21 protein-coding genes and 1 pseudogene are annotated in these 22,243 nt (G+C 67.1%); 12 read left to right on the forward strand and 10 right to left on the reverse strand.

The features are described from left to right. Positions 1-11 precede the first annotated feature (11 nt). The 3 genes from ABZ345_RS36285 to ABZ345_RS36295 are packed head-to-tail and all read right to left on the reverse strand — an operon-like array spanning position 12 to position 3,041. Positions 12-179 carry a hypothetical protein gene (locus tag ABZ345_RS36285; RefSeq protein ID WP_359859012.1) on the reverse strand — a complete coding sequence of 56 codons (168 nt, stop codon included), beginning with the start codon at positions 177-179 and terminating at the stop codon, positions 12-14. Positions 180-210: 31 nt separating this feature from the next. Continuing rightward, positions 211-2,451 (reverse strand): molybdopterin-dependent oxidoreductase, encoded by a 2,241-nt coding sequence (locus ABZ345_RS36290; protein WP_359859014.1) that lies wholly within the window; start codon positions 2,449-2,451, stop codon positions 211-213. 11 nt (positions 2,452-2,462) lie between these two features. Beyond that, a complete protein-coding gene (locus ABZ345_RS36295) occupies positions 2,463-3,041 on the reverse strand; it encodes a TetR/AcrR family transcriptional regulator (RefSeq protein ID WP_359859016.1) in 579 nt (192 codons plus the stop codon). Between the two features lie 244 nt (positions 3,042-3,285). On the opposite strand from ABZ345_RS36295, the gene ABZ345_RS36300 reads away from it, so the two are divergent. Beyond that, on the forward strand, positions 3,286-3,477 hold the full coding sequence (locus ABZ345_RS36300) for a hypothetical protein (protein ID WP_359859018.1): 192 nt from the start codon (positions 3,286-3,288) through the stop codon (positions 3,475-3,477). Between the two features lie 165 nt (positions 3,478-3,642). On the opposite strand, the gene ABZ345_RS36305 is transcribed toward ABZ345_RS36300, so the two are convergent. Next, the gene (locus ABZ345_RS36305) at positions 3,643-3,960 is read right to left on the reverse strand and encodes a Vms1/Ankzf1 family peptidyl-tRNA hydrolase (protein WP_359859020.1); all 318 of its coding nucleotides are present in this window, start codon (positions 3,958-3,960) and stop codon (positions 3,643-3,645) included. Here ABZ345_RS36305 and pdxY point away from each other — a divergent pair. From pdxY to ABZ345_RS36320, 3 genes are all read left to right on the forward strand, one after another. Then, positions 3,919-4,770, forward strand: coding sequence for a pyridoxal kinase PdxY (pdxY, locus tag ABZ345_RS36310; RefSeq protein WP_359859022.1), 852 nt, complete (start codon positions 3,919-3,921; stop codon positions 4,768-4,770). The two genes, ABZ345_RS36305 and pdxY, sit on opposite strands and share 42 nt — an antisense overlap. Before the next feature lie 618 nt (positions 4,771-5,388). Further along, a complete protein-coding gene (locus tag ABZ345_RS36315; protein ID WP_359859024.1) occupies positions 5,389-6,339 on the forward strand; it encodes a hypothetical protein in 951 nt (316 codons plus the stop codon). Positions 6,340-6,712: 373 nt separating this feature from the next. Beyond that, the gene (locus ABZ345_RS36320) at positions 6,713-6,928 is read left to right on the forward strand and encodes a hypothetical protein (protein ID WP_359859026.1); all 216 of its coding nucleotides are present in this window, start codon (positions 6,713-6,715) and stop codon (positions 6,926-6,928) included. A 361-nt stretch (positions 6,929-7,289) separates the two neighbouring features. Here ABZ345_RS36320 and ABZ345_RS36325 read toward each other — a convergent pair whose 3' ends face one another. Next, a complete protein-coding gene (locus ABZ345_RS36325; RefSeq protein ID WP_359859028.1) occupies positions 7,290-7,817 on the reverse strand; it encodes an RICIN domain-containing protein in 528 nt (175 codons plus the stop codon). A gap of 139 nt (positions 7,818-7,956) precedes the next feature. Between ABZ345_RS36325 and ABZ345_RS36330 the strand changes: the two genes are divergently transcribed. Next, positions 7,957-8,895, forward strand: coding sequence for a winged helix-turn-helix transcriptional regulator (locus tag ABZ345_RS36330; RefSeq protein ID WP_359859030.1), 939 nt, complete (start codon positions 7,957-7,959; stop codon positions 8,893-8,895). A 190-nt stretch (positions 8,896-9,085) separates the two neighbouring features. On the opposite strand, the gene ppk2 is transcribed toward ABZ345_RS36330, so the two are convergent. From ppk2 to ABZ345_RS36345, 3 genes are all read right to left on the reverse strand, one after another. Beyond that, complete coding sequence (gene ppk2, locus ABZ345_RS36335; protein WP_359859032.1) at positions 9,086-10,045, reverse strand: polyphosphate kinase 2; 960 nt, start codon at positions 10,043-10,045, stop codon at positions 9,086-9,088. A 58-nt stretch (positions 10,046-10,103) separates the two neighbouring features. Further along, complete coding sequence (locus ABZ345_RS36340; protein WP_359859034.1) at positions 10,104-11,246, reverse strand: glutamate--cysteine ligase; 1,143 nt, start codon at positions 11,244-11,246, stop codon at positions 10,104-10,106. 248 nt (positions 11,247-11,494) lie between these two features. Beyond that, entirely contained in the window at positions 11,495-11,641 is a 147-nt protein-coding gene (locus ABZ345_RS36345; protein ID WP_359859036.1) for a TetR/AcrR family transcriptional regulator C-terminal domain-containing protein, read from the reverse strand. Between the two features lie 1,299 nt (positions 11,642-12,940). Between ABZ345_RS36345 and ABZ345_RS36350 the strand changes: the two genes are divergently transcribed. The 3 genes from ABZ345_RS36350 to ABZ345_RS36360 all read left to right on the forward strand — a co-directional run bounded on the left by ABZ345_RS36350 (position 12,941) and on the right by ABZ345_RS36360 (position 15,803). Next, positions 12,941-13,132 (forward strand): hypothetical protein, encoded by a 192-nt coding sequence (locus ABZ345_RS36350; protein ID WP_359859038.1) that lies wholly within the window; start codon positions 12,941-12,943, stop codon positions 13,130-13,132. Between the two features lie 353 nt (positions 13,133-13,485). Beyond that, positions 13,486-14,097 carry a GAF and ANTAR domain-containing protein gene (locus ABZ345_RS36355; RefSeq protein ID WP_359859146.1) on the forward strand — a complete coding sequence of 204 codons (612 nt, stop codon included), beginning with the start codon at positions 13,486-13,488 and terminating at the stop codon, positions 14,095-14,097. 161 nt (positions 14,098-14,258) lie between these two features. Then, positions 14,259-15,803, forward strand: a complete 1,545-nt coding sequence (locus ABZ345_RS36360) for an anti-sigma factor antagonist (RefSeq protein WP_359859148.1) — start codon at positions 14,259-14,261, stop codon at positions 15,801-15,803. Between the two features lie 157 nt (positions 15,804-15,960). Here ABZ345_RS36360 and ABZ345_RS36365 read toward each other — a convergent pair whose 3' ends face one another. Next, complete coding sequence (locus tag ABZ345_RS36365) at positions 15,961-17,430, reverse strand: PP2C family protein-serine/threonine phosphatase (protein WP_359859039.1); 1,470 nt, start codon at positions 17,428-17,430, stop codon at positions 15,961-15,963. 5 nt (positions 17,431-17,435) lie between these two features. Next, positions 17,436-18,158, reverse strand: a complete 723-nt coding sequence (locus ABZ345_RS36370) for a GAF and ANTAR domain-containing protein (protein ID WP_359859041.1) — start codon at positions 18,156-18,158, stop codon at positions 17,436-17,438. A gap of 112 nt (positions 18,159-18,270) precedes the next feature. On the opposite strand from ABZ345_RS36370, the pseudogene ABZ345_RS36375 reads away from it, so the two are divergent. From ABZ345_RS36375 to ABZ345_RS36390, 4 genes and pseudogenes are all read left to right on the forward strand, one after another. After that, positions 18,271-18,720: pseudogene (locus ABZ345_RS36375) on the forward strand (glycosyltransferase); the annotation flags it as partial. Between the two features lie 182 nt (positions 18,721-18,902). Further along, complete coding sequence (gene ctaD, locus ABZ345_RS36380; protein WP_359859043.1) at positions 18,903-20,657, forward strand: cytochrome c oxidase subunit I; 1,755 nt, start codon at positions 18,903-18,905, stop codon at positions 20,655-20,657. 3 nt (positions 20,658-20,660) lie between these two features. Then, a complete protein-coding gene (locus tag ABZ345_RS36385) occupies positions 20,661-20,921 on the forward strand; it encodes a DUF3040 domain-containing protein (protein ID WP_359859045.1) in 261 nt (86 codons plus the stop codon). A 40-nt stretch (positions 20,922-20,961) separates the two neighbouring features. Beyond that, a complete protein-coding gene (locus ABZ345_RS36390) occupies positions 20,962-22,200 on the forward strand; it encodes a cytochrome P450 (protein WP_359859047.1) in 1,239 nt (412 codons plus the stop codon). Positions 22,201-22,243: the final 43 nt, after the last annotated feature.

A 22,243-nucleotide genomic window follows, 5' to 3' on the forward strand; every position in this document is an offset into this window, starting at 1 on the left:
TCAGTCGCGGATCAGGCCGTTTGCCAGTACCGGGGTGAGTGACCACCGGAATCCTCAGGAGCGCGGTGTGCGACGCGAACACCGAGTTCGCGCACCGAACCCAGCACGGTCAGCGCGGCATCGTGCGCGAAGGCCGACTCGGTCAGCTTCAGGGTGAGCTGCTGCGGCGGCAGTGCCATCTGATCGTGACGTTCATGCTCATCCGGATCATCACCCCAACTCCGGTCCGAGTGGTTCGAGGCGGGCCGGCACGTGCTTGTGCCAAGGTGTGCCGACCCACTCGTCACGGTCCTCGGCGGCAGTCAGTTCGTTCGGAGCGACGCCCGTGCGCTGCTGCACCGTGAGCCCGAGGCCGTTGGGAAGTGAGATGTGGCCGGGACGCATGGTGTCCGTGGCGTCCACAGACACGTCGGCGGTGCCGCGCCGCGTGGTGAGCCTGACCCGGTCGCCTGTCGTGACGCCCAGCCGCGTCGCGTCGGTCGTGCTGATGCGCAAGCGGCCGTCCGGATCGCGCCGTCGCCAGCTGGGGTCACGCATGATCGTGTTGGCCGTGAACGCGCGTCGCTCTCCCGCGGACAGCACGAACGGCCAGTCTGGATCCTGTTGTGGAGTGGGCCTGTCCCGCAGTGCGGCGACTGCGGCGAGCAGTTCCGGCACGGCGAGGTTGATCCGGTCGGCGGGCAGGCGCTGCCAGGACGCGTCGTATTCGTCGTCGGTGATGTGCACGCCGTGGGGGCCGTTGACGATCGCGTCGAAGAGCCGCTCCCCCGCCTCGATGCCGGACCCGTAGCCGGCCTTCTCCACGCCGGCCGGGTTCTTGCGGGCGCACTCGTGCGCGGCCATCCACAGCACGGCGGCCGCTGAGGCGTCGTGCGGCAGCGTCGGGCCGAGCGTGCGGTACAACAGGACGGATGCGAGCCGCCGCTTCACCGGATCCGCGAGTACCGCGAGGAAGACCATCGCGAACTCGGCCCGTCCGTTGGCCGCAGCGGCACGCAGCGGTGCGTAGTCGGCCTCGGTGAGCGCGCCGGACGCCTCGACGAGCCGGGCGTGGATCTCCGGTTCGGGCAGCACGCCCTGCGGTGCGGGTACGACGGGGTGCCGCAGGTGGAAGATGTTGCGCGGGAAGTCGAAGTTGAAGAACGTGGCCTCGAACTTCTCGAACTGCGTCGGCGCGGGCAGCACGTAGTCGGCCAGGCGCGCGGTCTCGGTCATCGCGACGTCGATGACGACCACGAGTTCCAGCGCGGCGAGCGCCTCCCGCATCCGCGCCGAGTCGGCCAGGGAGTGCGCGGGGTTGGCGCTCTCGATCAGCATCGCCCGGTAGCGGGCCGGGTGGTCGGTGAGGATCTCCTCGGCGATCACGTTGCACGGCACCAGACCACTGATGATCCGTGCGCCCGCGACCGGGCTGCGCGGGCCCTCGCCGTCGGCGTGCCCGCGATCTCGGCCGATGGGTACCAGGCTGGAGGGCACGTACTGGGCGCCCTGTTTGCCGAAGTTGCCGGTGAGCAGCCAGACGAGCTTCTCGACGTAGCTCACGAGCGTGGAGTCGCGGTTCATCTGGACGCCGAGGTCCTCGAACACGGCCACGGAGTCCGCGGCGGCGATCCGGGCCGCGACCGCCCGCACGAGCGTCTCCTCGACGTCGGCGATGGCGCAGTAGTCGCCGACCAGCACCTGCCGCAGGACCTCGGTGACGGCGCCGAGGCCGTCCGCGTGCTGGGCGAGCCAGTCCGTGGCGATCAGGTTCTCCTGCACGAGCACAGCGGCCAACGCGGTCAGCAGGTAGAGGTCGGTGCCAGGCCGGACCTGGAGGTGGAAGTCGGCCAGCTCCGCTGTCTCGGTCCGCACGGGGTCGATCACGATCATCGACCGGGCCGGGTCCTTGGCGATGTCCTTGAGCACCGACCGGGCTCGGGGGAAGCCGTGCGACTGATAGGGGTTCTTGCCGACGAACAGCGCGACCTCGCAGTGCTCGAAGTCCGCACGGGTCATGCTGCCGAGCATGCGGGCGTTCACCCAGAACTCGCCGGTCTTCTCCTGCGCGAGCGCGGAGGAGCGGTAGCGGGCACCGAAGGCCGCCAAGGTGGCCGGCGAGTACGCGCCACCGAGGTGGTTGCCCTGGCCGCCGCCACCGTAGTAGAAGATCGTCTCCCCGCCGAAGGTGTCGCGGACCTCGCCCAGCCGCGCCGCGATCTCACTGATCGCGGTGTCCCAGTCGATCTCCTCGAAACTCCCGTCCGGCCGCCGGCGCAACGGGTGCGTGATCCGACCGGTGTCGCCGTTCTGGTGCAGGTCCAGACGCAGCGCCTTGTTGCAGGTGTAGCCGGCCGACGCGGGGTGAAGCTTGTCGCCGCGGATCTTGTCGAACGACCGGCCGTCCTCACCGACGAGGATTTCGATCCCGCAGTTGCATTCACAGAGGATGCAGGCGCTGGGTTTCCACATGGGCCAGGCTCCTAGTCTCGTCGCTCCAGAAGGGGCGCGATTTCGACGAGCACGTCGTCGAGCGGGCCCAGATCACGGTGTGCGCGGCAGAGAATGATCGCTCCCTCGATGGCGGACACGACCACCGTCGCCAGCCGATGTGCGTGTTGTGTGTTGAAACCGCTGGCGGACAAGGCTTCAGCGAGACTCGCCTGCCACTGCGCGAAGATCTCGCGCACCACCTCACCCGCGTCAGGGACGAGGTCGCGGCTGCCCATGGCCATAGCGGCCACAGGGCATCCCGCCCGAAAGTCGGTCTTGGTCAGCGCTCGCTTCCAGAAGGCGACGAGGCGTTCCACCATCTGCTGGACGTCGCCCTCAGCCGCCGAGTCGCTGACCATGGTGGCGATGTAGTCCCCCGCTTGGCGGACCGCGCCCAGGACCATCTCGTTCCGGCCACCGGGGAAATGGTGGTACACGGAACCCCGCGGCGCACCGCTGTGCGCCAGCACCGCATCGACCGTCACGCCAGCCGCGCCACGTTCCCGCAGCAACAGCACCGCGCTGTCCAGCATCCGCTGCTTGGTGCCTCGCCTGACCTGACCGCTCATCACACCTTCTCTCGTCTCAGGAGTATGACAGAGACCATAGTCGATGTCAGCAGCTGTCGAACCTGTGGACCACTGGCGCGGCCTGCGGAGTGTGGGTGCCGAAACGCGGCCGGACCGAACGACGGTGACAAGTCCGCCGCGCCCGGCTTTCAGCTCAGTACGCACGAACTGATCGACGACCGGAAGTTTCAGCGACGAGTCCGGTGACCGCTGTCCGCACGTCGAGGTCGTCCGGGTCCTGCGCGTGCGGCCACGTCCGACAACACCCACGGTCGTCGCCAAAGTGATCGCCGCCGCCGACCCGAAACCCGAGTCGCGCTACCTGGCGGGAGCCACCGCCGGACGTTTCGCCGTGCTCCGCCGCATCGCGCCCGCCGGAGCCTTCGGCAACAGCCTCCGACCGCTCAACCGGATGACCGGCTCACCATCCACATAGGAGAGACACGGTCATGAAGGCATTCATCGTCGACCGTTCCGGACGCGATGGCGGCAACCTGCGTGCAGGCGAGATGCCGGAACCCGAAGTGCGCGAGCACAACGTGCTGCTGCAGATTCACGCCGCGGGCATCAACCCACTCGAGGCCAAGATCATCGACGTGGCTCAGATGGCGAGCACGACCAGTTTGGCCCGTACCTCGCGCACGAGCCGTTCGACTTCTTCGGCCACTTGCTTCACGTTGTGCTTGACGGTGTCTTCAACGCGCTGTTGCAGCTGCTTGTGTGCCCATCCCCCCACTGCGGATCTTGTGCAGCGGCCGCGAGGACTTGACGCGCGTCGAGCGGTCGTGTTCGCACAAGACTGAGGTCTCGCCTGCAGCGCCGCCTCGACCAGGCTCGGTGGCACGGCGATGGTCAGGTGTCCGTCTAGGGTGGGCGGATGAAGGTTCTGTCCATCCAGTCGGTCGTCGCCCACGGTCACGTTGGTAACTCTGCCGCCGTGTTCCCGTTGCAGCGCATCGGGGTCGAGGTCGTCCCGATCCCCACGGTGAACTTCTCCAACCACACCGGGTACGGCGCGTGGCGCGGTCCGCTCCTGCCGCCGTCGGACGTGGCCGAGATCCTGCTCGGCGTGGAGGAACGCGGGGTGTTCCCGCAGGTCGACGCCGTGCTGTCCGGCTACCAGGGTGGCACCGGCATCGCCGACGTGATCATCGACGCGGTGCGCAGGGTGAAGGCCGCGAACCCGGAAGCGCTCTACGCGTGCGACCCGGTGATGGGCAACGCCAAGTCCGGCTGTTTCGTCGCGCCCGAGATCCCCGTGCTGCTGCGCGACCGGGTCGTGCCGGTGGCCGACATCATCACTCCGAACCAGTTCGAGCTGGGCTTCCTCACCGGCACCGAGCCCACGAGCGTCGAGGAGACGCTGGCGTCGGCCGACCTCGCTCGCGCGATGGGCCCGTCGACCGTGCTGGTCACGAGCGTCGAGCGGCCCGACCGGGAGCAGGGCACGATCGAGATGCTCGTCGTGGACACCGCCGGGGCGTGGCTCGTGAGCACCCCGCACCTACCGTTCAAGGCGAACGGGTCCGGCGACGTCACGGCCGCGCTGTTCACCGCCCACTACGTCCAGACCAACGACGCGGCGCTGGCGCTGGAGCGCACCGCGTCGAGCGTCTTCGACCTGATCGACCTGACTCACCGCTCCGGTGAGCGCGAACTGCGACTGGTGCAGGCCCAGGAGTTCTACGCGGCGCCGCGGATGCAGTTCAAGGCCGAACAGGTGCGCTGAGCCCCCTCGGCGATCGCCGTGCAGGGCTACCCGCGACCGTCCGACCGCAGCCTTCACCCGTTTCAACGTGACGGCGCAGTCGACGTGGAAGAAGTCGCACGCCAGCATGCTTGCCGCTCGAGCACGCAGGAACCGCCGCCACGACGTGTCGGTATCCCGGGTCAGCGAGGGCGGTACCCGCAGTCGCTTCAGTACGCGGCGGACAGTTGACGCGGCCGTCCGATGGCCGAGCTTGAGCAGTTCACCTTGGATACGGCGACAACCCCCAGCCGGCGTTCTCCCGCGCCATGCGCTCGATCAGTGCCACGATCGTTTCGTCGACCTGCGGTCGCCCAGTCCACTTCTTTGCGACCAAGCGCCGATGCCACCGCAACACCGTGTCTGGAGACACCAATCGGTGCATCCGCAACCAGACAGGTGACCGCCGCACCAGCGCGGTCAGCACAGCACGATCAGCCCAGTTCAGACGCGCACGGCCATGAGTACGCCGCAATACCGCGACCTCATGCCGCAGCAACAGCAACTCCACATCCTTCGCCGCAGACCGATCACTGCAGCTCAGCGGGGCGGCCGTAGAGTTCTGGCACCCCACACGGGCAAGGGAAACTGCCCTCGGACATGTCCACCATGACGGTGACCACGAAGCCAGCGGTGCCGTTCACTGCGAGAATGAGGTGGAATGCGGACCGTGAACCCGAGACGACGCCATCCCGACCGGCCGCACAATCGGGCACACCGCGTTTCCCCCGGCTCGTCCGGACTGCGGACTCGATCGTCGCGCTGCAGCGTCTCACTGGGAACAGGGCGGCGTCGGTTCTGCTGCAACGCCAGCCACAGGATCGCTCCGAGTCCGCTCAAGCCGCCGCCCAGCAGCGTGTCCTCGGTGGACCCGCGTCGGTCGGCGGTTTCACCGTTGTCCCGGTCTCCGGCCAGGATGTACCGGCGCCCGACGGGCTCACCTATCCGGCCGTTCCCGCTCCCGATCGGGACTACAGTTACGCCAACTACCACCGCGTGCGCTACCTGACCATGTGGGTCCTCAGCCGAATCGGACCCTGGACCCAGGTCCCCGGCGACGACAGCTGGCAACGGGAGCTCGAGTGGGGCCGGCTCCGCCTTGCCGCCTCGGAGACCTGGCTCATCCGAAAGCGCTGGTTCTGGGACACCACGATGGAGGTCAGGCGGGGAACTATCTACCTGTCCTCGGAGCCGTTCGCCACCGCAACTCGCCGCCAAGCCATCGCTCCGCCCCCCGCAGCGAACCGGAACTGGCAACCGGACCAAGGTGCCCCTCTCCTGCACGAGCATGCCCCGGAGGACGCACCCGGCGAAGCGGTCGCCCGGCAAGCTGCGCGGCTGGTGACCACCTGGATGTTCACCGCCAACGCCGTACGCGCCGCTTCTGGACAGGCTCCGGTCCAGGAGCCCGGAGCCGTCCGGAGCATCGGTGGCCTGTTCGTGCTTCAGTCAATGATCCGCGCGGCGGTCGCCGACAACGCCCTCATGTCCTCGGTGTTCGACCAAAACGCGTTGTGGGTGCGATCGACCCCCGCGCCGGGCAGTCGCTAGCGAATCGCACACGGATCGTCGTGAGCCTCGGCACTGCCGAACGACCTCTTGACCTTCGCTCCAACCACTCCGCGTCGACCCGTCGGGTGGCAGGTCGTCGTGCTCATCGATTGAAGACCTCCAGGCGGCCTCGCGCGCACTGAACGCAGCCCGCAGTTCACGCCAGATGATCACCAAACTTGCCGCCACACTGCATCACGAACATCCGTCGCGCTGTCGAGGGCGGGCCCCACTGCTCCGAGAGCTTGATCAACCAGACGCCCAGCAGCACCCCGCCGCCACCGCAAAACGAGCACAAGGCCCCGACCAACTACCCCGGAAGGAGACACCACAAGTGGTCAACTACCACCGCCGACAAGGTCCATTTACGGCAATGCTTCTCGGTGAGGTCTGGATCCACGGTCAGCTCGGCGACCGCTCCCGAGCCCGCTGCCTGCTGCACGCCGACGCGGGCAAGCCAGTGGAACCGGCTACCGAGGCCTGGCTGCGGCAGATCACCACCGACTTGCCCGAGGCCATGCCGACCCGGCTGTGGTACTCGGCTCCCTTCTGCGGGCTGAGCGACAGGATCCCTGTGGCATCAACATAGGAGCTCAACCCGAGCCGCCAGGCGACGTCAGTCCGATACAGATGACTCGGGGCGGGGCCGCTCATTCGTGAACGTCACGGGTGCGGACATGTCTCGTGCCTGCACAGCCGTCCCGTTCACCGTTCCGGTGATGTTGTTCTGTGTGCGACCGCAGCACCGTGGTCACTGACCAACCGTTCTTGCGAGCACCTTTCCGCTGGCTGGACCGCCGAAGTCCACCACCGCGACATCGACAAGGCGGGGCTCGCCGGCCACCGCAGCCGACCTCGCGACCCGCTGCTCCAACGAGCTGTTCCTGTTCATGCATGGCCTAGCTGCGGATGCAGTGCAGAGCCGCCGGGGTTCCCGGCGGCTCTGCGGCTCAGATCGAGACCAGGTTCCAGCGCTGGTTCAGCTGCGTGTTGCCGAGGCACGTCCACATCTGCACCCGCGTGCCGTTCGCCGTCCCGCCCCCGACCGTGTCCACGTCCAGGCACTTCTGGTTGAGCGACGACCTGATCTGGTAGTGGCCTGCGCCGTCGAACAGGAACGTCCACTCCTGGTTCTTCGCGCCCGCGATGCAGTCCCACTGGACGACGTCGGCGCCGTTGTTCGGGTTGAGGTCGAACACGTCCAGGCAGCGGTTGCTGTAGACGGACCGGATCTTCACCTTGTCCGTGCCCGCGACCGGGTCGAGCACGAAGATCTGGTTGACCTGGTCCTTGCCGAGGCACGTCCACTGCTGGACTTTGCGGCCGTTGCCGATGCCGCCGCCGGTGTTGTCGACGTCGAGACACTTGTTCGTGTGCGCGACTCTGATGTTGTAGAAGATCGTGCCCGCCGACGCCGAGCCCATGAACGCGGTCACGAACGCGGACAGAACGGCCAGCACGATGGCGATCTTGCGCAATTGAGGTTCTCCCCTGTGGTTCTGAACGGACACCACGAAGTCTGTTGCCGCCCCGTGCGGCCGGCACGGACTTTCCGGCACGGCGGAAAGTCGGTAAATCCCATGACAATGGCGGGTGGAACGTGCTCCACTCGCGCGTGTGCTGAGGATCCGGTTCACGGCGCAGGACCTGTTGCGGACGCGGTTCGTCGCCGAGCCGGCGCCGATGGTCGAGGTGTCGCTGGCGGCCGCCGCCCTGTGCCGCAACGACCGCGGCGTGCTCGCGCCGTGGGTCAGCCGGACGCGGCAACGGTTCCCGCGCGAGGCGGCGCCGTTGCTCGAACTCGTCTCTCGTGCGGGCGCGCTGGAGTACCTCTGGGCGCTCGACCACGACTTCGACGCGGCCGTCGACACCGTGTTGTCGTCGCCCGCGCGATACGTGCGCGAGTCACTGGACGCCATCGGCAGCCCCGGATCGCCGTGGACCCGCAAACTCGCCGAGGGTGATCGCTCGGCGCAAGCTGTGCTGGAGCGCGCGCTGCGCAGTGCCGCACATCTGTTCGGCGGCGAGTACGAACGCATCCGCGCCACGCTGCACACGGACATGGCGCACCGCAAGGAAATCCTGTTCGCCGACGGTCTTGGCGCGGCAGTGGCAAGCGTTTTCCGCTCCGCGTCGTGGAGAGGTGACACGCTGGAGATCCCGCACACCGCCTCGCTCGACATCGACCTGCACGGCGACGGCATGGTGCTGCTGCCGACCTCGTTCCGCACCGGCTCCACGATCATCGGCTCCGACATGCCCGGCCACCCGCGCACGGTCGTCTACCCGGCGCACGTGCCGATGCCGCTGCTCGAACAGACCGAACGCTCACCCGCGCTCACACCGCTGCTCGGGCGCACCCGCACCGCCGTGCTGAAGACGATCACGCGCAACCCGTCCAGCACGACCAGCCAGATCGCGAACGCACTGGGTATCTCGCCCGGCCGCGCAAGCGAGCACGCCGGGGTGTTGCGCGACGCCGGGCTGATCACGAGCCACCGGCATCGCAACACGGTGCGGCACGTGCCGACGAAGCTCGGGTTGGAGATCGGGTGAGGCCGCTCATCGCCGTCGACTCGGACTTCGCGTTGCGCCGCTACGGGCTGGCTCTGCTCGCCGGCGTACTCCCATCCGAGGCGCACGCGCTCGGTCTGGTCACCTCACCCGCCACGCCGCCGCGTTCCTCGAACCGAGCTCTGGATCGCGCAGTTGGAGCGGTAGAACTGGGAACGCGCCGCGTGCACCTTCAGGGATGCAGACCGGGCCCCGGCTCCGTACCGGGGGCGATGGGGGTAGGGCTGAGTGCGGCGTCGTCCTCACCCTCTTCGAGGAGAGTGGCTGCGGCACCGACGACGCGGACGTCCGGGGTACCGACCACCTCGAGGTCCCTGTCGGCGTAGTCGAAGCGAGCCAGGACGCTCCGCATGGCCTCGATGCGAGCCCGCTTCTTGTCGTTGCTCTTGACCACCGTCCACGGTGCGATCTCGGTGTCCGTGGCGCGGAGCATGGCGACCTTCGCCTCGGTGTAGTCGTCCCAGCGGTCCAGGGACTTGATGTCGTTGGGGCTGAGCTTCCACTGGCGCACCGGGTCGATCTGCCGGATGACGAACCGGGTTCGCTGTTCTTTGCGCGACACGGAGAACCAGAATTTCACCAGCAGCATGCCGTCGTCGACGAGCATCTGCTCGAACACCGGCGCCTGCCGCATGAACAGCTCGTACTCTGCCGTCGTGCAGTACCCCATGACGTGCTCGACCACGGCGCGGTTGTACCAGGACCGGTCGAACAGCACGATCTCTCCCGCGGTCGGCAGCTCGCGGACGTAGCGCTGGAAGTACCACTCGCCCCGTTCGCGCTCGCTCGGTTTGCCGAGGGCGACGGTCCGCGCGCCGCGGGGATCGAGGTGTTCGGTGAACCGTTTGATCGTGCCACCCTTGCCGGCGGCGTCTCGGCCCTCGAAGAGGATGACGACACGTTGCCCTGTCTCCCGCACCCAGTACTGGAGCTTCAGCAGCTCGATCTGCAGCAGCCGCTTGAGCCGTTCATAGTCAGGACGGGACATCCGTTCGGTGAACGGATAGTTCTCCTGCCAGGTGAGCACCTCACGACCATTCGCATCGCACAACACCGGTTCGTCGGCGTCTGGGAACTCAGCGGTGTAGCCCTCGACGACGAGGTCGTGCGAGTCGACAGTCAGGTCGGTCACGAAAACGTACATACCCGGCATGACCGAGGCAAAACCGCCGGGGACCGACGCTCTCGCTTCAGCAAGCGGCGGTATCGCGGGGCTCGATCCGGTCCGCACTGTCGACGTCGAGCAGGCTCAGCAACGGTTCTACCTCTCCCCCACGGAAAGCGTGGCGCTGGCGGTCCGCACCACCTCCGTCATCGTCCAGCAAGCGCAGACCCCGTTGCACCGCAGGCAGATCACCGTTGACCTCGAACACGGGAGTGAGTCGCCGAACAAGATCGTCCAATTGCTGTCGGATCGGTCGCAGCTCTCCGGACGACACGTCCAAAGTACTGCCGCGCAAGCCCTCGTTCGCCGCGCCCCAGCAAGCCTGCCGCAATGTCTCCTGTGGAATCGGCTCCGCCTGTACGCCGCGTTCGACGTCGACGACTGCTTGCGCGACGAGTGCGCGCACGAGCGCCGCGAACAAGACCGCGTCGTCCACACTCACGGCGACATCCGCGATCCGCACCTCTACGGTCGGCAGTTCGGTGGCGGGTCGCACGTCCCAGTAGACCATCGCCCGGTCCAGCGCTGTCCTGGCGGCGATCATGGTGTCGCAGACTTCCTCGTAGTGCTGCCACGAGGTGAAGAACGGCGGCGGACCGGACACCGGCCAACGCGACCACACCGTCGAGCGCCAACTCGCGAAACCCGTGTCCTCTCCGCCGGAGAGGGGCGAGTTCGCGGTCACCGCGCTCAGTACGGGCAACCACGGCCGCACGTGGTTGCACACCTGCACCGCGATCTCGCGATCAGGCACAGCGACGTGGACGTGGCATCCGCAGATCAGCTGCTGCTCGGCCAGCGCACCGAACTCGCGGGCGATTCGGCGATACCGCAAGCTGTCCGTTATCTCCCCGGTGGCATCGCCCAGCGGAGGTGCCCCCACCGCAATGGCCCTGCATCCAGCCGATCGTGCGGCCTGCGCGACCGCACGACGCGTCTCGACGAGCTCACGACGGACTTGCGCCACATCACTGCACACCGACGTGTTGATCTCCACCTGCGCCCCGGTGAGTTCGTGGTCCACCTCGAGGCCGAACTGCTCCCGCGCAACGGCGACAACTTCGTCCGCCCGGTTCACCGGGACCCCGGTCACCGCATCCACCAGGAGGAATTCCTCCTCCACACCGACCGTTGGGCACCACACGCCGTTCGCTGACGCCTTCTCCACGTTTCACCGTCCCGCTCATGGCACCGGCACGCGCTGCCGGGGAGTCGCCGGATACCCCTGTCCGGCAAGCAGAAAAACACGTCAGCCAGCCGCACTCGCGTCGCCGGTGCATCCCACCGAAACGAACACCGTCTTACCGCCGTCGAGCAGAATCCGAGGTTTGTGGTGCCGGTCGTGGCGATGATCACTGTTGTCATGCCTCGTCTTCGGAGCGAAGGCCTGCAGGAAGGTGTGGACGGCGGCGGACGTCACAGCGCGTAGCTCGGCGGTGGGACGCGGCGGGTGCCTAGGCGGGCCTGCTTGTCGATGGGCCAGGCCAGAAGGGCGACGAACTGCTCGGCCGCCAGCAACGGGTCCGGTGTGCTCAGACGGCCGGTGACGGTGAGGGCGGGCAAGCCGGTCGGCCAGGGCCTCGGTGGCGCGGTCTGCCGTCGACGACCTCGATCCCCCTCGCGGCGCACAACAACGCGTGCAACGCCGCGCGAACCTTCGTGTCGCGCTCGGCGACAAGCACACGAACGGCGCCCGGACCACCGGTGCGCGCCACCACGACCTCCCCCAACCCGTCGGGGGGAGGTCGTGTCGGATCCGGCCACCTCCCCCAAGTCAGTGAACGCCTGGGGACAGCGGCACGGCACCTGTCCGATGACTCGATCGGCCTAGGTCATTTGACGCGACCGCGCGCCGACAGTCCGAGGTGGCATTTTCCTCAACTGTCGACACTTCGGTAAGTTTGTTGCTGCTCACCAGCAGTCGAGGCGCGGCTAAACCGGGCCCCGATGAACACGGCGAAGGTGCCTCACCGGCTAGGACCCGAGCTCCGAGCAGCTTCTGCGGAACTGGATCGCCGACCTGCTCCGCCGGGACTACCCGGAGCTGCACACGGTGACTGTGCTGGCAGCACGTGGCGAGCTGCCACTGCGGCTGATGGCGTTGCTCGAGGACGCACGGCGTCTCGGCTTGCTGCGAACTGTCGGCGCGGTGCAACCAGTTCCGGCACGCTGAGTTGCAGGATCACTTCACGTCGCACCGGTAGCCGATGCTTGATCAACAGGTCATATCTTCAATCGCGGCCGCGAGCGGCGGATCGAGCGAAACTGTTCCTGCGCGCGGCGCTAGGGGGACGTGGCACGAATTCGGGACGGTCACGCCTTTACGTCGTAGGCACAACACCCCGAGCGCCGCCAGCGCGGCGAGCGTGATCCCGCTCGCCAAAGCAGATGTCTCCTCGAGCGCTGCCGCTCTAGAAGCTGTCAACGGCACCTGAGGAAATGTCACGACCAATGAGACTGATCATGGTGCATCGCCGTGAGACACCAGGAGAGCCGCAGGTCTCACAAGATCGACATTTCACTCGCGGTGAGCACCTGCAAGAAAGCAACCGGTTGAGGCTTCCCACGGGTGGGGCGCCGATGTCCGACCAGCGACCCGACCGTCGACCAGGCACTTCAGCTGATCGGGTCGGCAGGAGACCGCCCGGAAGCCGGAAGAATCTAGTGATCAACTGAGGAGCTTTTCCGCTGCACGTTCTCCGCAGCAAGCTCCTCATGGGCCGGACAGTCGGCAGGCATCACGCCGTAGCCAGGAACGCGCGAAGATCAACCAGTCATACCGTAGACCTCACCGGTTGCAGAATTTGAGCCTAATACAGCGCCGCACGTGGAATTAGTTCACAACATGAACGACCCCTCCAAGTGAGTGATCTTGTACTCGCTGGTGCACTGGAAGAGGTCAAGCTGGTCGCGGTGAACCGGCGCGGGCGTGAGGTGCGCATCCGGGTGGTGTGCGGTCATGATCTCGCCGCGCAGGAAGTGCTCGGTGAGCCCACCGCGGCGGTCACACTCGGCCTGCACCCGAGAGCAAGACCTCAATGTCTGCTCCCCTGATGTAGTTCACGCCTGCGTCCGCGTGAGCTGCTCGCGCGAGAACGCCTCGAACCCGGCGCCTCGTGGCTGGGACGAGCCGACCGTCGCCACTCCCGGTCACCTGGTACGAGGTCCACAGCTGCCGCCTGCCAGAGGCGCGCGCCGCACCCCGGACGACACCTGACGCAACGGTGCCTTCGAGCGATGAGCTGCGCGGACGACGCGACGTTTGATCTAGAAATCTTGCCGGGTAGAACTACAGGTGCGCCGGACTTGATGGTGGAGGCATCGTGAACGCGACTGATGACGGTGACCTCAGAGGACTCGCGGAGACGCTCAGCGGCCTCGCGCGAACTCTGCAAGCGGAACCCGATGTGGAAACCACGTTGCGGGCGATCGTCAAGGCTGCCGTCGACTACGTCGCCGGTGCCGAACACGCCGGCATCTCGCTGGTCGAGCACGGCAAGATCAGCACCGTTGCTCCGACCAGCAGCATCGTCGAGACCATTGACCGGCTGCAATACGTCTTCCGCGAAGGGCCGTGCATCGACACCATCGCCGAGCACCACACCTACCGTGTCGGCAACGTCGGCGAGGCGCCTCAGTGGCCCGTCTTCGGCCCGGCAGCAGCTGAGAACAACATCCACTCACTGCTGTCCTACCGGCTGTTCGTGACGGACAGGACCCTCGGTGCGCTCAACCTGTACTCCAGCCGCGTCGATGCCTTCGACCAGCGCACCGAAGGCGACGGTGAGTTGTTCGCCACCCACGCCGCGATCGCGTTGATCGGCGTGCAGCGGGAAGTGCAACTCGGCATCGCCATCCAGAACCGCGACGTCATCTCCACAGCCAAGGGCATCCTGATGGAACGGCATGGCGTCGACGCCGCCTCAGCCTTCCGGATGCTGGTCGAGGCCTCCCAGACAACCAACGTCAAACTGCACCGGGCCGCGACCTGGCTCGTGGAGAACCGCCACCTTCGTTAGACAGCGAACAACCTGCTCAGCTTCGCGGCAAGGCTGACCGAGCCGCGCTCCCCTGAGTTGTGGACAGCGTGATCGGGGCCTACGGTCAGCAGGTTGGTGAATTCGCTTGTCGGGTTGAGCAGCAGCTCGGTGAACGTCCTCGTTGCGAGGGAGTACCCGAGATGGACCGCTCAACTTCTGGCGTGCCCGATGACTGGTCGGTGCACACGACGCGGGATGGAAGAATCGCTGTGGTCGCCGTCGCGGGCGACGTGGACATGAGTACTGCTCCAGCGCTGATCGCGGAACTGACCAATCAGGTGGACAAGTATCCCGCCGCAGTTGTTGTCGACCTGGGCGCGGTGTCCTTCTTCTGTTCGTCGGGTATCAACGCGCTCCTCGACGCCTACGAGCGGACAACGAGCCGTGGCATACCACTGCACCTGGTCGCGCCACAGCAACGTGTCGTGAGACCCCTTCAGATCGCTGGACTCTCCGACATCTTTCCGCAGCATGTGACGCTGCCGGATGCAATCCGCGCCATTCGCCGCCCGGGGTGTGGACGGATGCGGATCGCCATGATCTCCGAGCAGGTGAGCCCACTCACGGAAGACCTCGGACAGGGCGCGCACGTCGCCCAGCTCGCGGCGGCACTGCACGGCCTCGGGCACGAGGTGGTCGTGTACACCCGGAGAGTCGACCCGGCGGTCGCTGAACGGGTTGACACCTGCGACGGGTACGTCGTGGTCCACGTGCCGGCCGGGCCCGTCGAGAGGCTTTCCGAGGACGAGGTCGTGCCTCATCTCGGCGAGTTCGCTGAGTTCTTGGTGGAACGGTGGAGGCTGTGTGCGCCGGCCGTCGTGCATGCGCACAACTGGACTTCGGGTTTGGCGGCCGTGTTCGGAGCGAGTCGCGTCCAGGTGCCGGTCGTGCACTCGTACTACGAGACGGGCACACAAGTCACCGAGCAGCATGCCGATGCCGATGTTCTCGTCGCGCGCAGAGCCTCGTGGATCGTGGCCTCCAGTTCATCGCGGGCTTCGAAGTTGCAGCGACTGGGCGTGCGGCGGACCAGCATTTCTGCGATGCCGTCCAGTGTGGACGTAAAGCTTTTCCAGCCTGACGGCCCCGCGGCCAGCCGCGGCACGGCAAGGCGCATCGTTGCGGTCGGCAAGTTCCTCGAACACAACGGTTTCATGGACGTCATCAGTGCGCTGTCCACATTGGAGAACGCTGAGCTGGTGATCGTCGGCGAGAACGCCCGAGCCAACACCTTCGCTGCTCAACTACGGGAATCGGCGCGTGAACTCGGGGTTTTGGACCGCGTGGTGTTCGCAGGTGCGGTGCCGCTCGCTCAAATGCCCGCGTTACTGCGTTCAGCGGACGTTGTGGCGTGCGTGCCCTGGTTCGAGCCGTTCGGGTTGACGGCACTGCAGGCGATGGCGTGCGGTGTTCCGGTAGTGGCCAGCGCAGTGGACGCGCTGGACGACATCGTGGTGCACAACATCACTGGTCTGCACGTCCCGCCGCGTGAGCCGCGCGTGCTGGCGCGGGCGCTGCGGCAGCTGCTCGCTGACGACACCCTGCGGGAAGAGTTCGGCATCGCCGGGCGTGACCGCGTCATGGCGCGATACTCGCGAGACAGGCTGGCAAAGGAAGCCGTAGCCCTGTACGCGCGAATCGCTCGTGTCGCGGCTGATCTCGAGAGCGAACAGTACATCGGCTGACGCTGATGTCGGGATTCGGGGCGAGCGACTTCAGCCTCACGTTCACGGCCACCTGGTGGATCGCGTGGAACAACGCATGGGTGAACAGGCCGAGGCCACTGGCGGGTCGGTTGTGTTGCGGGGCAGAGCCAGGGCGGCAGATAGCCGCGGTTACCGCTCACAACCTCAGCTCGTCGGGCTTGATCCATCGAGCGAGCAGGACGGATGCGTCGTCCTGCAGGACGTCCTTCTGGTGCGCCAGCACGGCCTTGACCAGTCGGCGCACTGTCTCCGGTGGCGGGTGCGCCGCAGCGGCTTCACGCTCGAGGAAGTCCGTCAGCCTCGTCTCACCGAAGAACTCTCCATTGTGGTCACGGGCTTCGGTGACGCCGTCGGTGTGCATGACGAGCCAGTCGTCGGACTGCAGCGTCTCCTCGGCGATGGTGAGTTCGCCGGTTCCCAGTCCGAAAGGTAGCCGGTGCCCGCCGGTGAGACGTTTGACGACCTTGCCGGACCGCATCAGCAGCGGTGGTGGGTGCCCGGCGTTGACGTACCGCAGCCGCCCGCTGGTCAGGTCCAGTTCTGCCAGGACACCGGTCGCGAACGCGCCGTGGGGGAACTGGCTGCCGATGGTCTCGTCCATCGCCCGAGCCTGTTCGAACAGACCGTGTCCCAGCCGGCGGGTGCTGCGGTAGGCGGCCAGCGCGGCGGCGGTCACGAACCCGCTGCGCATGGTGTGCCCGACGGCGTCGAAGATCGCCAGCAACGCCGTGTCGGCCGACAACGAGTAGTCGAAGGCGTCACCACCGACCTCGTAGCACGGCTCCAGCACGCCCGCCACGGCGAGGCTGTCCGTGGCAGCTGTGAGCGGTGGCAACAACTGCCAGATCAGGTCAGCTGCCGGAGACCGCGGCCGTTGGAGACGCACGGCGTCCAACCCGTCGCCGTAGTGCGTGGTGATGGTGACCAGATGACCGATCAGAGCGGACAGCCATCGGCACCGCATGTGCAGATCGGGATCGTGCAGGTCCGCGCCTTCCGGCGGTGTCACATCGAGGACGCCGAGGCGTTCCACCCCGTCGAGCAGAGGCACCCACAGTCGCGGGCGTCCGCCGTTGGTGGCGGGAACGGTCTCGACCGTGCGGAATGCCCGTCCGGCGAGGGTCGAGTCCACTCCGAACGGTGTGAGATCAGGACTTTCGTGATCATGCAACGGGTGCAGCACGCGCTGTTCGTAGTCGACGAGGTAGATGGCGATGTGCAGTCCCAACGCCTGACCGGCGCGCGCCGCGACGACGGGGAGGCGTTCCGGCGGCGCGGCGTGCATGCCGTCGAGCAGCTCCACGATTCCGGCCAGCGGGCCGGTGCGTGGGCTGTTCCCCTGTGGGCGGAACGTGTAGGGCACCCGATGCGGCCAGGTGAGTTCGTCGAGACGCTCGTTGACCGCGTGCGCCAGCATGTCCCGCTGCAACGCGGGCAACGGCATCAGCCCGTGCAGGTAGGCCTCAACCTCGATCAGGCCCGTGTCTCCGCCGAGGGCGAAGTACCGCGTCCACAACTGCTGCAGCGTCAGTTCGGATCGGATGAAGGCGAGTGACAACGCACGGCGCTGCTCGTCCTGCTGTGGGGGATCCTGTTCTGAGGACATGATGATCAGCGGTCACGCCGGACGGTGGAGCGAACCAGGGCGCCGGCCAGGTCTCGTAGCTTCTTGTTCTCCTCGTGGGAGGCGCGCGCGAGCATGCCGAAGGCGATTCCCTCCTCGACCTGCTCACGCGCCATGACGATGCCTTTGGCCATGCTGATCACATCTCGGCCACGCAACTGGTCGACAAGCGCGTCACTGAGTTTCCGCGCTTCGTCGAACGAGCTCACGTTGGCCACCAGGATCGCCGCCTGCGCGGCGAACATTGTGAGCAGGTACTCGTCCCGGTCCCCGAAGGTACCCCGATCGCGGCCGTACACCTTGATCGCACCGAACGCGTCACCTCCGGCGACCAACGGCGCACTCAACGCCGCCCCCATCACCGATCCTTTGACCGCTGAGATCCAGCGCGGCCAGCGATCCTCTCCGGCGATGTCGTCGATGCGGATCACGCGACGCTGTTCCCACGCACTCAGACACGGGCCCTCCCCCAATTCGTATTGAAGCCCGTCCAGGTGTTCCACGACCGGATCGGTGGCCGCCGCCGTCACCCTGCGGCCGTGCTCGTCCAGCAGGGTCACGCCCGCTCCGGCGGTACCGGGGAGCACCTCCCCTGCCAGCGATGTCACGAGGCTCAACGCCGTGTGGACCGTCTCCCGCGACAGCAGCAAACCCGACATCCGCGCGGACACGGCCGCCAGTTCGTCGGCCAGCGGCAGTTCGTGGTTCATCCACCCGGCTTCCCCGTAGGCGGAGTGGCAAACCGGCAGCAAGAGTCAGCGGGCAGCTCGGACGAGATGGCCGAATTGATCAAGGCACGAGTGGACCGGCGGAAGATCTCCCGAGGTCGTGATGCTACGGAACCACACCGACCGTCTCGGCGTCGGAGACAGGGTCGTGTTCGCCAGGGCGGTCGCGCACTCGGCAATGCCCGCACTGTTGCGATCGGCCGACGCGGTCGTCTGCGCACCGCGCTACGAGCCGTCCGGTGCGGTCGCGACAGAGGCGATGGCGTGCGGTGTGCCGGTCGCCGCCACCGAGGTCGGCGCGCTGGCCGACGTCGTCAGGAACGGTGTGACCGGCCTGCTCGTACCGCTAGGAGAGCCGGAGTGCCTGTCACGGGCGTTGCACTCGCTCGTGCTGGACGGCACGCTGCGCAACGAGTTCGCGGTGGCGGCCCCGGACCGCGTCGCCGCGCGGTGTTCCAGGAGTCGCGTTACCGAAGACGTTCCCCGTGTTTACGCCCAGGCGGGTGCGACCGCTCTCCGGACCATTGCCGCAGATCCGGCCTAGCCTGCCCGAGCGAGCCACCGCAGCGACGAACGGCTCAACGCACCGGCTGGCCGCGAGGCCGGGAAAGCTCTGCTGGACAAGGGGATTCCACCGTACGGGCGCGGTTTGGCAGGTGTCGCGGGGATTCCGCGGGGTAGCCCGGGCCCTGTGCGGCACCTGCCGTGCGGTGCCGAAGGGGAATCATGACCACGCTGAAGCCCACACCGGTCATTCCGCACCCGACGAGGGCCGCTCGGGGCCGCAGGGGCGCCGCGTTCCTGAAGCTGCTGAGCACCACCGACCACAAGCTGATCGGGGTCATGTACATGATCACGTCGTTCGGCTTCTTCATGGTCGGCGGCGTGATGGCGCTGCTCATGCGCGGCGAGCTGGCACGACCGGGCCTGCAGTTCCTGTCCAACGAGCAGTACAACCAGCTGTTCACCATGCACGGCACGATCATGCTGCTGCTGTACGCGACGCCGATCGTGTTCGGGTTCGCGAACTTCGTGGTGCCGCTGCAGATCGGGTCGCCCGACGTGGCGTTCCCGCGCCTGAACGCCTTCTCCTACTGGCTGTTTCTGTTCGGCGGGTTGATCGTGGTCAGTTCGTTCATGACGCCGGCGGGTGCGGCCGACTTCGGCTGGACCGCCTACACGCCGTTGTCGAGCGCGACGCACTCCCCCGGCATCGGCGGCGATCTGTGGATCTCCGGGCTCGTGGTAGGCGGTCTCGGCACGATCCTGGGCGCGGTCAACATGATCACCACCATCGTGTGCCTGCGCGCGCCCGGCATGACCGCGTTCCGGATGCCGATCTTCACCTGGAACATCCTGGTGACGTCGATCCTGGTACTGCTGGCGTTCCCGATCCTGACCGCGGCGCTGCTCGGGCTGCTCGCCGACCGGCACTTCGGTGCGCACGTGTTCGACCCGGCCAACGGTGGCGCGATCCTGTGGCAGCACCTGTTCTGGTTCTTCGGGCATCCCGAGGTCTACATCGTGGCGCTGCCGTTCTTCGGCATCGTGTCCGAGGTCTTCCCGGTGTTCAGCCGCAAACCGCTGTTCGGGTACAAGGGACTGGTGTACGCGACGGTGGCGATCGCGTTGTACTCAGTGGTGGTGTGGGCGCACCACATGTTCGCCACCGGCGCGGTGCTGCTGCTGTTCTTCTCCGCCACCACGTTCATCATCGCCGTGCCCACCGGCATCAAGTTCTTCAACTGGATCGGCACGATGTGGAAAGGCCAGCTCACGTTCGAGACCCCGATGCTGTTCAGCCTCGGGTTCATCGTCACGTTCCTGTTCGGCGGCCTGTCCGGAATCCTGCTCGCCTCGCCGCCGCTCGACTTCCACGTCACCGACACGTACTTCGTCGTCGCCCACTTCCACTACGTCCTGTTCGGCACGATCGTGTTCGCCACCTACGCCGGCATCTACTTCTGGTTCCCCAAGATGACCGGGCGAATGCTCAACGAACCGCTGGGCAAGCTGCACTTCTGGACCACGTTCATCGGCTTCCACGGCACGTTCCTGGTCCACCACTGGCTCGGCAACCAGGGCATGCCCCGCCGCTACGCCGATTACCTCGCCTCCGACAACTTCACGTTCCTCAACACGTTCTCCACGATCGGTTCTTTCGTGCTGGGCCTGTCCGTGCTGCCGTTCCTCTACAACATCGCCCACAGCCACCTCTACGGCGAACCCGCCGGAGCAGACGATCCCTGGGGCTTCGGCAACTCGCTGGAGTGGGCGACGACCTCGCCCCCGCCGCGGCACAACTTCCACGAGTTGCCGCGGATCCGGTCGGAGCGTCCGGCGTTCGAGCTGCACTACCCGCACATGGTCGAACGCATGCGCGCCGAGTCGCACGTCTCCATCACCAAACCCGGCCCCGCCGGCATCGACAAGACCACCGAGAAGGTGCTCGCGCCGACTGACCGCGAAACGAAGCACTGAGCCGTGGACCCTGCGCACGAACGCCAGGAGCTCCGCCGGATCGAGCGCTGGCTCGCCGTCAACGACCCTGGCCTGGCCGCGGCTCTCAGCGCGCCAGGCGCGGGGCCGCGGCAGGCGAACCGCCGATCGATCCGGCTCACCATCGACCTCCTGGGGGTGGTGTGCGTGCTGACGGGCGTGCTCACCGGTGTACTCACGCTGATCTTCGTCGGAATGCTGGTACTCATGGCCGGCGCCTGCCTGCACACGACCTGCCGGCGCTGAATCGGCGTTTGAAGCCCCATGAAGTGGGCACAGGCTTCGTATGGGAATTCGAGATCGCCATGGGGACCAGTCGCTGCGGCTCCTCCTCGAGGGCTACGCCTGGCTGCCGGGACTGCGGCGCAGCACCGGCAGCGACGTGGTGCGCACACGTGTCATGGGTCAACCCGCTCTCGGGTTGTGCGGGCCGGACGCCGCGCAGTTCTTCTACGACGAGAAGCACGTGCAACGGCACAACGCGATCCCCAGTCCCGTGCTCAGCACGCTGTTCGGTCACGGCGCGGTGCACACCCTGGACGCCGACGCCCATCGGCAGCGCAAGAGCTTCTTCCTGGCTCTGGTGACTCCGGACTCGGTCGCCTCACTGGTGGCCTGTGTGGCGGCCGCGTGGGAGGACACCGTCGTCGGGTGGCGGGCGGACCGGGAGGTCGTGCTGTTCGACGAGGCGAGCCGGGCGCTGACCGCGGGTGTGCGCCGCTGGGCCGGTGTTCCGGTGGACACCCGCGACGTGGCGGAGCTGGCAGCCGACCTGGTGGCGATGGTCGACGGGTTCGCCACGGCCGGACCCCGGCACTGGCAGGCCCGCAAGGCGCGCAAACGTCGTGAGGCCTGGCTCGGATCGCTGGTCCAGCAGGTGCGCGACAATGAGCTCGACGCACCAAAAGGATCAGCACTCGAGGTCGTCGCACAGCACCGTGACGCGGACGGCGAGCTGCTCGACCCGCACACCGCGGCGGTGGAACTGCTGAACGTGATCCGGCCGACGGTGGCGGTGTGCTGGTTCGTCGCCTACGCCGGACACGCCCTGCACCGCTGGCCGCAACACCGGGAATCACTGCGGGAAGGCGGCGACTTCGCCGTCGCGTTCGCGCACGAGCTGCGCCGGTTCTACCCGTTCGCGCCGTTCCTCGGTGGCCGCGCCGCGCAGGACCTCACGTTCCAGGGCGAGCACGTTCCAGCCGGATCCCTTGTCCTGCTGGACCTCTACGGTCAGAACCACGACAGTCGCTTGTGGACCGAGCCGTACCGGTTCGACCCGCAGCGGTTCGTCGGCCGGGAGATCGGCGCGTGGGACCTCGTGCCCCAGGGCGCCGGTGATCCGCACACCGGCCACCGCTGCCCCGGCGAGCCGTTCACCGTCGCACTGCTCGCCGAGCTGTGCACCCGGCTGGCCAACCTGGACTACGACGTGCCCGAGCAGGACCTCACCATCTCGCTGAGCCGGATCCCCGCACGCGTCCGAAGTGGGTTCGTACTCAGCCCGAGGCGACCTGGGCGATGAGCTGAGCGGCCGGACGGTCGAGCATGACGGTTCCCTTCACCAG

The organism is Lentzea sp. NPDC005914 (genome assembly GCF_040629405.1).
Classification (GTDB): Bacteria; Actinomycetota; Actinomycetes; order Mycobacteriales; family Pseudonocardiaceae; genus Lentzea.

Coding starts and splice junctions, on each gene's coding strand:
- ABZ345_RS36285 (WP_359859012.1), bottom strand. CDS start 179: ATGGCACTGCCGCCGCAGCAGCTCACCCTGAAGCTGACCGAGTCGGCC.
- ABZ345_RS36290 (WP_359859014.1), bottom strand. CDS start 2,451: ATGTGGAAACCCAGCGCCTGCATCCTCTGTGAATGCAACTGCGGGATC.
- ABZ345_RS36295 (WP_359859016.1), bottom strand. CDS start 3,041: ATGAGCGGTCAGGTCAGGCGAGGCACCAAGCAGCGGATGCTGGACAGC.
- pdxY (WP_359859022.1), top strand. CDS start 3,919: ATGAAGGTTCTGTCCATCCAGTCGGTCGTCGCCCACGGTCACGTTGGT.
- ABZ345_RS36315 (WP_359859024.1), top strand. CDS start 5,389: ATGTCCACCATGACGGTGACCACGAAGCCAGCGGTGCCGTTCACTGCG.
- ABZ345_RS36320 (WP_359859026.1), top strand. CDS start 6,713: ATGCTTCTCGGTGAGGTCTGGATCCACGGTCAGCTCGGCGACCGCTCC.
- ABZ345_RS36360 (WP_359859148.1), top strand. CDS start 14,259: ATGGACCGCTCAACTTCTGGCGTGCCCGATGACTGGTCGGTGCACACG.
- ABZ345_RS36365 (WP_359859039.1), bottom strand. CDS start 17,430: ATGTCCTCAGAACAGGATCCCCCACAGCAGGACGAGCAGCGCCGTGCG.
- ABZ345_RS36370 (WP_359859041.1), bottom strand. CDS start 18,158: ATGAACCACGAACTGCCGCTGGCCGACGAACTGGCGGCCGTGTCCGCG.
- ctaD (WP_359859043.1), top strand. CDS start 18,903: ATGACCACGCTGAAGCCCACACCGGTCATTCCGCACCCGACGAGGGCC.
- ABZ345_RS36390 (WP_359859047.1), top strand. CDS start 20,962: ATGGGAATTCGAGATCGCCATGGGGACCAGTCGCTGCGGCTCCTCCTC.